This window comes from Thalassotalea sp. Sam97, assembly GCF_041379765.1.
Classification (GTDB): Bacteria; Pseudomonadota; Gammaproteobacteria; order Enterobacterales; family Alteromonadaceae; genus Thalassotalea_A; species Thalassotalea_A maritima.
On record NZ_CP166919.1, the window covers coordinates 301,772 to 315,594 of the forward strand.

Annotated in this window: 6 protein-coding genes; 5 read left to right on the forward strand and 1 reads right to left on the reverse strand. The window is 42.5% G+C overall.

The window, feature by feature from the left end; genetic code table 11:
* Nucleotides 1-64: 64 nt before the first annotated feature.
* Nucleotides 65-1,690, reverse strand: a complete 1,626-nt coding sequence (locus ACAX20_RS01305; protein WP_371187907.1) for a glycoside hydrolase family 43 protein — start codon at nt 1,688-1,690, stop codon at nt 65-67.
* Between the two features lie 278 nt (nt 1,691-1,968).
* Here ACAX20_RS01305 and ACAX20_RS01310 point away from each other — a divergent pair, with 278 nt between their 5' ends.
* The 5 genes from ACAX20_RS01310 to plsB all read left to right on the forward strand — a co-directional run bounded on the left by ACAX20_RS01310 (nt 1,969) and on the right by plsB (nt 13,796).
* Entirely contained in the window at nt 1,969-3,534 is a 1,566-nt protein-coding gene (locus ACAX20_RS01310) for a sugar porter family MFS transporter (protein ID WP_371187909.1), read from the forward strand.
* A 298-nt stretch (nt 3,535-3,832) separates the two neighbouring features.
* A complete protein-coding gene (locus ACAX20_RS01315) occupies nt 3,833-7,522 on the forward strand; it encodes an EAL domain-containing protein (protein WP_371187911.1) in 3,690 nt (1,229 codons plus the stop codon).
* Between the two features lie 28 nt (nt 7,523-7,550).
* Complete coding sequence (locus ACAX20_RS01320; protein ID WP_371187913.1) at nt 7,551-8,507, forward strand: Gfo/Idh/MocA family protein; 957 nt, start codon at nt 7,551-7,553, stop codon at nt 8,505-8,507.
* Nucleotides 8,508-8,882: 375 nt separating this feature from the next.
* Entirely contained in the window at nt 8,883-11,114 is a 2,232-nt protein-coding gene (gene katG, locus ACAX20_RS01325; protein WP_371189544.1) for a catalase/peroxidase HPI, read from the forward strand.
* A 255-nt stretch (nt 11,115-11,369) separates the two neighbouring features.
* Nucleotides 11,370-13,796, forward strand: a complete 2,427-nt coding sequence (plsB, locus tag ACAX20_RS01330) for a glycerol-3-phosphate 1-O-acyltransferase PlsB (RefSeq protein ID WP_371187914.1) — start codon at nt 11,370-11,372, stop codon at nt 13,794-13,796.
* Nucleotides 13,797-13,823 lie beyond the last annotated feature (27 nt).

Here is a 13,823-nt window from a genome sequence, read left to right on the forward strand (position 1 = left end):
CGTAGATATTAAGAGCTCTTCGATTGATTCATACCACTGCTTAATAATTACAGAGTTTTCCTATTTATATATCTAGTGTTTTTTCTTGATAGTCAAAATACTTAAAATACGCAGGATGCTGTTGCCCGCTTAGGTCTTGGCAACAGATGCCGACAAACGCACCTGTGAAATTAGCATCACCGCCACCTTCGCCAACTTCATCACTTAATACGCTGTAATCAAGAGGAAACGGTAATTTATGCCAATCTTCGCCGTCCACTGCCCAAGAAAACCATAATAAATCATATTCAACTTCCGCTTTTAGCTTGATCTCCCCATGCGCTGGTAGCGAAATCACGTCATCCATCGGGTATAGCGTTTGCCAGTCACTGCAACACATCAGCAAATCCAGCACGCGGCCTTTGTCAGGATCGTGAGTAACGTGTAAATAGTAGTGTTTTTTGGCGTTGTAATAGCAGACGAGTCCGGCCATTTGCTGGAAGTTTTTTGGCTTAAAATCGAGTTGGGTTTCAACGCTATAGCAAAATGCTTGTTGGCGTCTGGCAATCAATGCTTGCTCAAACCATGAGCCTAATGATTGCTTTCCGGCAAGGCGCAAATAACCTGGGCGCTCGTGTTGCGACATGACCTCTTCTGGCAACGGATAACGCAGTGTTTGAAAGTCTAACGGCAATGGTGAGCCGTCAAATTCAACGCGTTGTTGCCTAGCTCGTGCTGGGCTTTGTTTATGGTTTTTTATGTCAAATTGGCTAAGGGGAGCATGACCGCCGCCTTTTAAGCGAGGCCAACCATCATTCGACCATTCAACAGGCTGAATCGCAGTTTCTCGGCCCATGACAGAACGACCTCGATAAGCTAATGGGCGACTACAGAGATGTACAAGAAAGTGTTCACCAGAGGTGGTTTCAACCAAATCACCATGACCAGCCCGTTTTAATTCAGTTAACGGCGAACGCGCTGAGCTTAACATTGGACCTTGTGGGTCAACTTGATATGGCCCCCAAATTGATTTAGCGCGGGCAAAGGTGACCGCATGGTCTTTTCCGGTGCCGCCTTCGGCAACCACCATGTAGTAATAACCGTCGCGCTTATATATATGCGGACCTTCTGACAGGCCAATGGCGGAGCCGGCGAATACATTCTTTGCGTCGCCAACAAGTTTGCCGGTTGCAACGTCTAATTCTTGCACCATAATGCCGCCAAAATACTTGTGCGGTAGCCAATTATTGCGTCCTGTTACTTTGCGATGATCCCAGAGCATATTGATAAAATATTTTTTGCCATCGTCATCATGAAAAATAGACGGGTCAAAGCCACTGCTATTGACGTAGATAGGATCTGACCAATCGCCTAAGATATCGTTTGTGGTAACGTAGAAGTTAGGGGTGTCTTTGACATCACCGGCAAAACGTTTGGTATCGGTAAATGCCAAATAAAAGGTGCCACTGTCGTAACTTAAGCAAGGTGCCCAAACGCCACAAGAGTCTGGATTACCGCGCATATCAAGTTGTGATAAACGCGTTAGTGGATAGGTAACTAATTGCCAATTGATAAGATCTTTCGAGTGATAAATCGCAACACCTGGATACCATTCAAATGTTGAGCAAGCAATGTAATAGTCATCGTTAACGCGAATGATTGAAGGGTCAGGATTGAAACCTGGAATAATAGGGTTATGGACAGTTGTCATGACAAATCGCTCTTATGGTTATCAATGTGGGAGGTGTCTATCAGACCTTATTTTTACCATAAATACTGCTTTTATGCTTGCTGTTGGCGAGACTTTGTTTTGTACAAAGAACATATTTTATTATGTGAGCGGGCCAGCTCAATAAGGTACGCAGTTCGCTTTGACTCATTATTGGTAGTTAATAAGTTGGCTAAATAGATATTTCGCTGTTCAATTTATAGCGAGTTTGGATATACTGGCTACATTACAACAACAATGTTAATGGATTATTACAATCAATGAAGCTTTCCCCCGTACTTCTTTATACCATTATAGTGTCGCTTGGCGGCTTTATTTTTGGTTTTGATGCATCAGTTATCTCGGGCACCGCTAATTATTTAACCAATGAGTTTCAGCTTGATGATATTCAACTCGGTTTTGTGTTTAGCGCACCAACACTCGGGGCGATAATTGCCACGTTAACCGCAGGTGTATTATCAGATATTCTAGGTCGTAGAAACTTATTGCGTATCATTGCGGCTTTATATTTGTTATCGGCCATAGCATCAGCCTTCGCACCTACTTATTGGACTTTGGTTGTTGCCCGTTTTATTGGTGGTTTAGCATTTTGTTCACTGATGGTCGCGCCAATGTATATTGCTGAAATTAGTCAGCCAGAAAAACGCGGTAAAATGGTATCGATTAATCAATTAAATATCGTTGTTGGCTTCTCTGCTGCTTATTTTGCAAACTATTTCTTACTTGATGCGAGTCAAAATCCAACCGAATTAATTCGTTCGCTAGGTATCGACACCAACACCTGGCGCTGGATGTTGGGCTTGGAAATCCTGCCGGCTCTTGTGTGGTTAATTTTATTGTTTTTTATTCCACCAAGCCCACGTTGGTTAGCTCTGAAGAATCAAGATTTGGCTGCCGAAAAAGTTCTAAAAAACTTGCACGGTGATAGTGCTGAGCATTCTTTTAAAGAAGAAATTGCGGAAATTCGTGAGTCGTTAGCTAAACAAGACAGATCACTTAAAAGCAGTCTAAAATTCCTGTTTGGTTCAAAAATGCGTTTTGCTCTCGTTATCGGTTTAATCGTTGGTATCGCTCAGCAAGTAACGGGTATTAATGCGGTGTTCTTTTATGCACCAAGTATCTTTGAACAAAGTGGTGTTGGTACTAACGCAGCGTTTTCGCAAGCGGTATTGGTAGGCCTTATTAATGTTATCTTTACCGTGGTTGCTATGGCGTTAATCGATAAATTAGGTCGCAAGCCACTGTTAATATTTGGCTTGGCAGGTGTTGTTATGTCAATGGCGCTTTGCTCATATGGCTTTAGCCAAGCAACGTATAAATTGCAGCAACAAGATATCGTTCAAATCGCCGAACAGTATCCTCAAATAAAAGATTTGAGTGAATTTGAAGGAGTGACTTATCACTCCGATGTGGCGTTTAAAAATGCGCTTATCGATACGCTCGGTAAAAGCGATTTCAATAAAGCCCAAGGCGAGATTTTAAAACTTGCTAGTAATATGAATGCGACCGTTATCTTGTTAGGGATTTTAGGTTTTGTCGCGTCGTTTGCGGTATCACTCGGTCCAGTGATGTGGGTTATGTTCTCGGAAATATTCCCTAATCACATTCGTGGTATTGCCATTTCGTTTGTTGGGGTAATCAATTCAATGGTGAGCTTTACGGTTACCTTAGTATTCCCTTGGGAGTTATCGAATTGGGGCGCCGCAACAACATTCTTTATCTATGGCGCCAGTGCGTTGTTAGGTTTAGTACTTGTGATGAAGCTATTCCCTGAAACCAAGGGCAAAACTTTAGAACAACTTGAGGTTGAGTTAAGTCGAGCTTAATCGTCATGAAAGTATTGAGTTAGGGTTAGCCCAATAGAATAAGCAAAAGGGTGTTGCAGTGGCAACGCCCTTTTTGTTTCTATAACCTAGTTGAGCTGCATGCCATTAAAGGAACTTTTACTGACTGTTTGATTACTTGTTTTAACGGTGGCTTGCAATCGGGTTTTACTTTATTTTTACAAACTCGGGTGGTAGATTGCTATAGGTGGCGTGTTAGATTGTGGCGAACCCCCATTTTGTTTCGCGAACCTTTGATATTAATAATAATTTTAGTGGCTCTTAGTTTGGGATTATAAGCATGCGTGTGAATAGATTGGCGATATTGATATCTATTATCACTCTTGTGTGTTCCAGCATGGTGAGCGCTAGTAATTTTATTGGCTTTAAAAGGCTTGATGATGTTAGCGGTCTTTTAAATGCGCAGATCAATCGTATTTACCAACAATCTAATGGATACATTTGGTTGGCGACCGCCAAGGGTGTTTTTCGTTACGATGGCCATGATTTTCAGCATTTTTTTTATTCACCAGGTGAAGCTCACCATATTTCCAATAATTTTGTTCTTGATATTGTCGAAGACGCCGATGGTTATTTATGGTTAGCAACCGAAGCGGGCTTAAATCGAATTAAAGCGGGTGGCGAAATTGATGTATACGATACCCGCCATGGCCTAGGCTCTGCTTGGGTTTTACGCTTGCATTATAGCGAGAAGTTAGGTGTTGTTGCTGTCACTCAAGAAGGGGTATTCACATTCAATAAAGAGCAGCAATATTTCCAACCGCTTGGTGATGCATCATTTGTCAGTGAAGTCGTCGCTGAAGATAACCTCGGTAACCTTTATTTTCCAACACCCCAACGCTTAATTAAGTTTGATGTAGAACGTAATCAATATCAATACTACCCCTATCAAGATTTTCCAGTGATTGGTGGGGTTTATTCAAATGCAGCTAAATATGTCGGTGACTCGCTATTTTTTGGTGTGTTGAATGTCGGTCTAATAGAGTGGAATAGTAAAACTCAGCAAACAAAAGTTTGGGACATTGGCGCCGGGTTTAAAAAGGATGTGATTTCAGATATTGAACTCTATGACGATGCGCTTTGGTTAAGCTTCCACAGTTCGGGATTAATGACTTTCGACTTGTCAACTCAACAAAAACAGCTTTATCAAAGTAATAAGTTTGATCCATACAGCTTACCTTCTAATGGGGTACTCGATATTCACTTTGATCATCAAGGCAGTATATGGTTAGGGCTCGAGGGTGGTGTGGTCCAAGCTTTTCCAAATAGCGACATCGCCCTTTATCAGCCTGATGCACAATTTAACGTGCCGATTACTAATCAAACCTTCACCACCCATGTTATAGACAACGAATTGTATGTTTCAACCGTGAACAATGTCTTAAAGTTAGATATTGAAACTGCACAATGGCAAAAAGACGTTTTTGGTTTTCAACAAACAGGATTTAACGGAGAAGATTTATCAGTTTGGGCAATTGACCATAATGAGCATTATATATGGTTTGCAACCGATCACGGATTGTTTAAGTTCGAGCGAGATACAAAACAACTGAAGTTTTTTAGTAACGAAATAGGTAATCCTCACAATTTACTGAACCGCGAAATATATACAGTATTAGTCGATGGCGATGGGGTTTGGATCACGGGTTATATTGATGTTGGCTTAGCTTATTTTAGTGAGGAGAATGGGGTAAGTCGAACCTTACTTAAAGAGCCGGATAATCTTTACAGTAAAGAAGGCAACTTCACTTATAAAAAGATTCGGGGTAAAGACGGACGTATTTGGATGGCAACAACCGATGGTATTTTTGTTGTCGATTCGCGAACCAATGATGTTACCCATTTTAAATTGGGGAATGGCGCAGGTTACGTTCGTGCCTCAGATATTGCCCAAGATAAAGACGGTACGATTTGGGTTAGCACCCAAGGTGAAGGTTTGGTAAAGATCCTATTACAGCCCGACGGAAACCTGGCTAAGGCACGCCTTTCTTATGTTGATTTGCCTTCTTTGCCTTCTAATGATTTGTATTCGCTTTCCCTTACCCAAGATAGTGTCTGGTTAACATCATCTAATCGTATTATTGAGTTGAATAAACAAACCTTGCAGACGGATATTATTTTACCTCCTTTGGCTTTAGGCGCTTTAACTTGGGTGGAAACATCTTCATCGATTCTGAATGATAAGTTTTTACTTGCGACCAATTATGGTGTTTTAACCGCAAATTTAAGTCGCCAATCAGCGATTAATCATCAAGCGCTTGCTCTTGTGTCGATACAAAATGATGGCGTTGAGAAAGTCGCAAGGCTCAGCCAAGATAAGCCGATAAATTTATCTGGTGATCATATAAAAATTATGATGTCGGCATTTAATTTTGCCACCAGTGAAGCGACTAAGTATCGTTACCGCCTAAATAGCTCTGAGGATTACCAACTGATTAGTGGCAATACCATTGAGTTTCATAAGTTATGGCCTGGTCAATATCAGTTAGAGTTATCGCATACTGGTATCGATGGCAAATGGCAAACGCCGTCAAGCACGTTTCGCTTTAACGTGATTATTCCAGCTTATTACTATTTGATCGTGTTAAGTTTGGTGTTGTTTATTATTGGCGCGGCCTCATATACATACACTCGTCGCAGTCGTTTGGCAATGTTGAAACTGCAAGCGGTAACCGATCCTTTAACAGGCTTGAAAAATCGTGAAGGGTTTAATGTCTTTTATCAACGACTATTGTTAAGGCGCCAGCCTTTTACATTAATTCTTTTTGATTTAGACCGCTTTAAGGATGTCAATGACCTGTATGGTCATAAAATTGGCGACAAATATATTCAGGCAATTGCTAAGTGTCTAGGTGCTAGTATCCGTGACCGTGATATGGTTGCTCGGTTAAGTGGCGATGAATTTGCGGTGATTTTAACGTCTTATGAATCAGGGTCACAGATTAAAGACATTGTTCAGCGCATTCACAATAAAGTACAGCGCCAATACGCCATTGATGGTATTAATATTGATGCGAGTCTAAGCGCAGGCGCTGCGGTATATATGCTTGATGGTGAAAATGGTGAAACACTATATAACCGTGCCGATGCAGCTTTGTATGAATCAAAAAACTCTGGACGCGGTCAGTTAACATTTTTTAATGCCGAGATTAAAGAGCAACTGCGTAAATCCATCCTTGTTAAAACGGGCTTGAAATCGGCAATCGAGCAACAACAGTTTGAATTATATTATCAGCCGAAAGTGTGCTCGGCTACGCAACGAGTAGAAGGTTATGAAGCCTTAATACGTTGGCAACACCCGAAAGAAGGCTTTGTATCACCTGAATTTTTCATTAAAAAGGCGGAAGAAAGTGGTGATATTTTAGAAATTGGTCGTTGGGTGCTTGAGCAAGCATGTGCTGACGCTAAGTTGTTAAATGACAGAGGCTTACTGGCCACTTCTGTGTCAGTGAATATTTCCGCGGTACAATTAAAATCACAGCAATTGGTTGAGCAGGTAGCCAGCGCGCTTGCCAAACATCAATTGCCAGCAGACAAACTAGAGCTGGAAGTTACCGAAACCAGTTTGATTGATAATATGGGAATGGCTAGCCAAGTCATTAAAGACTTGCAAGTATTGGGCGTATCTATTGCTCTTGATGATTTTGGCCATGGTTATTCATCACTTAACTATTTATCGAAAATTCGCTTTAATACCCTCAAATTAGACCGTAGTTTAATCGATGAGATAGAACATGACGAAGAAGCGCTAAGACTGTTAAAAACGGTATTTAACTTAGGAGCGGAATTTGATTTTGACATTGTTGCTGAAGGTATTGAAACCAATCGACAGTTCGAGATCATAGCTGAACTACCCAAGTGCCGATTACAAGGTTACTTATTTTCTAAACCAGTACCACTTAAATATATTGTTAAGCGCAGTGACGACGTTGCAGCATCGGCGATTTTGCAGCAAAGTACCGTGTTTTAAGATTATTAATTAAAGCTAGGGAGTTTTTATGGCTAAGGTCCGTTGGGGCATTGTCAGTGCTGGTAATATCAGTCATACCTTCGCTAAAGATATTATTTATGCGAAAAATGCCGATTTGGTCGCTGTTGCTGCGCGTCAGTTATCTGCGGCTAGCGCCTTTGCAAGCCAATATCATATCGGCAAAGCTTATCAGGGATATGAGGCACTGTTTGCTGATCCTGATGTCGATGCGGTCTATATCTCAACGCCACATACCCTGCATTTTGACAATGCCAAAGCCGCGTTGCTTGCGGGCAAACATGTCTTATGCGAAAAACCAATAACGACAAGCCCTGAACACTTATTGCAATTAAGTGCGTTAGCGAAGCAGCAAGGTTTGTTTCTAATGGAGGCTATGTGGACGTATTTCTTACCAGCTATCCAGCAAGCTAAACAATGGGTGGATGATGGTCGCATCGGTGATGTGACCCATATTAAAGCCGATTTTGGCTACCCAATGCCTTATGATCCTAATTCTCGGCCGTGGAATATCAACTTAGCGGGCGGTTGCTTGCTCGATATGGGCATTTACCCGCTCGCGTTTAACTATCTATTTAATTCGAGTACAGACTACAGCCCCCATATTATCGGTCGCCGTGCGCCAAATGGTGCTGACCGTGATGTTGTGATGGCATTGGATTACGGCAAGCAAGTATCGCAGCTACATACATCGTTTGATGTGCGTTTACCAAACTGTGGAGCGGTGGTTGGCACTAAAGGCCATATTATTATTCCTGATTTTTTCCGTGCGCGCGAAGTGTCGCTTTATCACATCGATGAGCGCGTGGAGCATTTTGTTGATAACCGCCAAGGGTCAGGTTTTGAATTTGAAATTACCACCGCAAGTCAGGCTATTTTAGAAGGCAAGCAGGAATCCCCTATCATGCCACACAGTACAAGTTTGCATTTACAGCAGCAAATGCAGGATATCTTGGCAGCGTTTTAACTGTTTGGTTTGAATTTTTAAGGTTTTCAAAGGTTTGCATGGCGCTGGCTGTCAATCGATAGACGTGTTAACTCCCTTATCGATAGCAACGCATCAATAGCAAACTAAGGCCAGAGCTTGGCATGTACAGACACTCCGATTAAGTTGTGCGTACATTGACCTGTAAGTCTAAAATCAATTTTCTCGATTACCACAATCTAATCTATTTATTTTTCTATTGTTCATAGCTTTCCTAGACTTACTAGTGCATTAAAGGACTGTTAATTCAGGTCAGGGTACCTTACCTCGTACCTGTGTTCGCACTATATAAACGATAGCGATAATACTATCCGCAAAGGGGGAGCTATGTTAACTAAAACTAAGTTACAGCAAGCAATGTTAATGGGTTTATCATCACTGGTGCTTGTTGCCTCGGCAAGTTTTGCTGAGCCACAGTCGAGTAAACCGAAAGGTGCGATGGGCTCTGGTCATGCCGCATCGGGACAAGCAAAAACCAATCAATTTTGGTGGCCTGATCAACTGGATTTGTCACCACTTCGTGATCACGATAGCCGGTCAAACCCTTATGGTGAGGATTTTGATTATGCTAAAGCGTTTGCCAAACTTGATATGGCAGCCCTGAAGAAAGACTTGAACGAATTATTGACAACGTCTCAAGATTGGTGGCCAGCGGACTGGGGTAATTACGGACCGTTATTTATCAGGTTAGCCTGGCATAGTGCAGGTACCTATCGAACATTAGATGGTCGCGGTGGTGGTGACGGTGGCCAAATGCGTTTTGATCCTCTCAATAGCTGGCCTGATAACGGTAACCTCGACAAGGCCAAGCGCTTACTTTGGCCACTGAAGCAAAAATATGGTGCAAGTATTTCGTGGGGAGATCTGATGATCCTCGCAGGCACGGTTGGTATGGAGAATATGGGGTTTAAGACCTATGGTTTTGCTGGCGGCCGCGCAGATGACTGGGAGCCAGACTTGGTATATTGGGGCCCCGAAGTGGAAATGCTAGCCAGTGACCGAGAAGAGCGCGACGGTGAATTACAACGTCCTCTTGGTGCCACGCACATGGGATTAATTTATGTTAATCCAGAAGGGCCTAAGGGTAAACCGGATCCAGTCGGCTCGGCGAAAAATATTCGCGTAGCCTTTGGACGCATGGCCATGAATGATGAGGAAACGGTTGCGCTAATCGCTGGTGGTCACACATTTGGTAAAATGCACGGTGCCCATAAACCGCAAGACTGTGTTGGTACAGAGCCGGGTGGGGCGGCGATTGAAGAGCAAGGTTTAGGGTGGAAAAACAAATGTGGTAAAGGCCACTCTGAAGACACAGTAACCAGTGGTTTGGAAGGGGCTTGGACACAAGCGCCTACTAAGTGGACGACATTATATTTGCAGAATCTATTGACGTTCGATTGGCAGCAATCTCGTAGCCCTGCTGGTGCGATTATTTGGATCCCAACCGATGAATCAGTACACAACGCGGTGCCAGATGCGCATGTGGAAGGTAAATTTAATCCGCCGGTAATGACTACGGCGGATTTAGCATTGAAGTTTGATCCTGAGTACAAAAAAATTGCCGAGCGATTTTTAGCTGATCCAGAAGAGTTCCGTCTCGCCTTTGCCAAAGCGTGGTTTAAATTAACCCATCGTGATATGGGGCCGAAAGCGCGTTATTTAGGTAATGAAGTGCCTGATGGGGAGTTTATCTGGCAAGATCCTGTAACTATGCCTGAAGGAAAAACAATTTCGTCCAGTGATGTCAGTAAACTGAAAAAAGCCATCCTCGATACCGATTTAACGGTCCCTGAATTAGTGAGAACGGCTTGGGCATCAGCAGCGAGTTTTAGAGCGTCGGATATGCGCGGTGGTGCTAATGGTGCTCGTATTATGTTAGCGCCACAAAAAGACTGGGCTGTAAATAACCCGCAAGAATTAGCGAAAGTAATTGAGACACTGCAAGGCGTTAAAAATGACTTTGCTGACAACGTCTCTATGGCTGATTTAATTGTTATTGGTGGCGCTGCCGCGATAGAGAAAGCTGCCAGTAATGCAGGTGTAAACATTACCGTGCCCGTTGTTCCTGGTCGTGGTGATGCCAGCCAAGCGCAAACTGATGTTGACTCGTTTGCGTTACTCGAGCCAGCAGCAGATGCCTTTAGAAACTACTTCGATGTAAGTAAGAGCTATCGTTCCCCTACTGAGATGTTGATTGATAAAGCAGAGCAATTAACATTGTCGGTACCTGAAATGACCGTTCTTATTGGCGGTTTACGAGTGTTAGGCGGTAATGCACCAGATGTTACTCACGGTGTGTTTACTGATCAAATAGGAACCCTAAGTAACGACTTCTTTGTCAACTTAATGGATATGGGAACACAATGGCGCAAAGCAGCAACACCAGGCCTGTACGAAGGTTTTGATCGAAAAACCGGAAAGAAAAAGTACACGGCAACATCGGTTGATTTGGTCTTTGGTTCTAATTCGGAATTGCGCGCAGTGGCCGAGGTCTATGCCTATGACAATACAAAACAAAAATTTATTGAAGACTTTGTAAAGGCTTGGACAAAAGTGATGCAACTGGATCGCTTTGACTTGCGTCACTAGCTGTAAAGTTTCGTTCCTTTAAATTCAAGGCGATTAGTTGCATGGCTGCTAATCGCCTTTTTACTGCGTTAGTGTCTAGTTATTGGCTTTATCTATGTGACTAACAATGGTGATACTGATTGATATGGCTTATCGTTTATAAGCTGTAACAAGCGAATTCCCTGCTGGAATTATGGCTATTGTGGTCATTCACTCGATAATAGTGGTAGAATTGCATCAGTTTTTTCTATTCGATTGACGATTAAAGATACACCAATGAGAGCTCTGTTTTACTTTTTACTGTCATTGCCAGTAAAACTATTGGTTCGCTGCAAAGTGATCCCTGAAGATGTTGAGAAAATTAAAAAAGACGACAACAAAGATGTCTTTTATGTGGTGCGCTATCAATCAGCAAGTGACTTGTTAGCGTTAAAGCATACCTGTAAGTCACTCGGTTTGCCTGACCCGTTAGAAAAAGTAACGGTTAATGGCGAGACCATGGAGCGCTGTATCTGTTTAGAAAAACCACGCTCGTTGTTTCCATTTTTTAAACGTGGCAAAACTAAAGCTTATCAACAAGGCTTAGCCTTGTTACAAGCCCATGATAACGATCCTAACCTAAACACTCAGCTTATTCCGGCTAATATCTTGTGGGGTAATAAGCCTGGTAAAGCCAAGGTCAATGTTAGTGACGTGATTGCTGACGAAGCAGCGCCAAATTTTTTGCGTAAATTCTTTATTGTTTTATTTTTAGGTCGCGATTCCTTGCTACGCTTTAGTGATGCTATCTCCTGTCGGGAAATGGTTGAAACGCAAGGGAGTGATAAGATTGCTACGAAGAAATTGATTCGTATGGCTAGAATTCACTTCCATCGACAAGCTGTGGCACTTAAAGGGCCTCGTTTAATGGAATTACAGCAAACCTTTACCGCTTTGTTTGCAACACCGGCGGTTAAGCGAGTCATTAAAGAAGAAGCGAAAAATAAAGGCGTAAGCGAAGATAAAGTCAAACAAGATGCATTAGCAATGATGAAAGAAATTGCTGGTGACTATCGCCCTGTGATTATTCGTTTAGGAGATCGCGTCCTTAGTTGGCTATGGAATCGCTTATACAGCGGTATCGAAGTAAAGAATGGCGATCGTTTACGTCAGTTGTCTGAAGATGGGCATGAAATTATTTATGTGCCATGTCATCGCTCGCATATGGACTACTTATTGTTGACCTATGTGATTTACCGCCAGGGCTTAGCGACACCGCGTATTGCCGCCGGTATTAACTTAAACTTTTGGCCAGCAGGGCCGATATTCCGTAAGGCCGGTGCGTTTTTCATTCGCCGAAGCTTTGGTGGTAACCGTTTATATTCAACCATCTTCCGCGAATACTTAGGACTGCTATTTGCTCGTGGTTATCCGGTTAAGTATTACACCGAAGGTGGTCGTAGTCGCACCGGGCGTTTGCTTGCACCAAAGACCGGTATGATTGCTATGACGATGCAAAGTATGCTCAAAGGTATCGATAGGCCGTTAACATTAGTGCCGGTTTATATTGGCTATGAGCATGTTATGGAAGTGGCCAGTTACCACAAAGAATTGAAAGGCAGTGGTAAGCAAAAAGAGTCTGCATTTGGCGTGATAAAAGCGATTCGCAAGCTCCGTAACTATGGTAAAGGTTACGTAAACTTTGGTGAGCCTATTAGCTTAAATAAGTTTATGGATGATAACGTACCGCAATGGAAAGAAAGTATCGATCCAATTGATCCGCCTAAACCACAATGGTTAACACCAACCGTAAATCAGGTTGCCAACCAAGTGATGACGGAGATCAATAAAGCAGCCGCGCTGAATTCCGTGACGTTAATCGCGTTGATTTTGTTAACCGCAGAAAATCGCGCCATGACCCGCAAGGAACTTGAAGAGCAACTGAACTTTTTCTTGTCGGTACAACGTGCGGTGCCATTTAGTGATGAGCTTTATATTCCTGAAGAAGATGGTAAAGAGTTAATCGATTCGGCAATCAAACTTAATAAAGTTGACGTTATTGACGATAAGCTTGGGCAAATCATTTCGTTGTCTGAGCAAGCTAGCTTAGAAATGAGCTATTACCGCAATAATATACTGCACACCTATATGTTGCCGTCGGTGGTTTGTCGCTTGTTGAAAACGTATGACAAGCTAACGACTGCTGAAGTTGATAGCAAAGTAGAGCAATTGATGCAGCTCGTAAAAGCCGAGCTGTTTTTGTGGCAAGATCATCAAGAGATCTCTCGTCAAACAGAAGCCATCTTGGCCTTTTTAGCTGATCAAGGTTTAGTCAAGCACACTCAAGCCGGTTATTGGAGTATTAATAATGACAGTGATTTGGTTTATATGCTTAATATCATCTCATCGTTAATCAGTGAGACTGTGCAGCGTTACATGATTGTCGTTAAGCTATTGGATAATAGTAGTTCGATTACGCGCTCAAAATTGGAAGCTGATGCAACCGCTTTGGCTGAACGCATGTCGAAGTTGCATAATATTAATGCGCCAGAATTTATTGATAAAAAATCGCAAGCCGCGGTGGTTAATGCATTAAAAGAGTATGGTTACATTGGCTCGGATGATACCGGCAATTATATTAAAACCGACAAGCTTGCTGACTTAGACGAAACATTGAAACATCTCACCAGCAGCGATGTGCTGCAGAGTATCTTACATTCATAACAAAATACGAAGAGCACCTAACGGTGC

Bases quoted from the DNA above. Each gene is read 5' to 3' on its own strand.
- ACAX20_RS01320 (WP_371187913.1), top strand. From the start codon at position 7,551: ATGGCTAAGGTCCGTTGGGGCATTGTCAGTGCTGGTAATATCAGTCAT.
- katG (WP_371189544.1), top strand. From the start codon at position 8,883: ATGTTAATGGGTTTATCATCACTGGTGCTTGTTGCCTCGGCAAGTTTT.
- ACAX20_RS01315 (WP_371187911.1), top strand. From the start codon at position 3,833: ATGCGTGTGAATAGATTGGCGATATTGATATCTATTATCACTCTTGTG.
- ACAX20_RS01310 (WP_371187909.1), top strand. From the start codon at position 1,969: ATGAAGCTTTCCCCCGTACTTCTTTATACCATTATAGTGTCGCTTGGC.
- ACAX20_RS01305 (WP_371187907.1), bottom strand. From the start codon at position 1,690: ATGACAACTGTCCATAACCCTATTATTCCAGGTTTCAATCCTGACCCT.
- plsB (WP_371187914.1), top strand. From the start codon at position 11,370: ATGAGAGCTCTGTTTTACTTTTTACTGTCATTGCCAGTAAAACTATTG.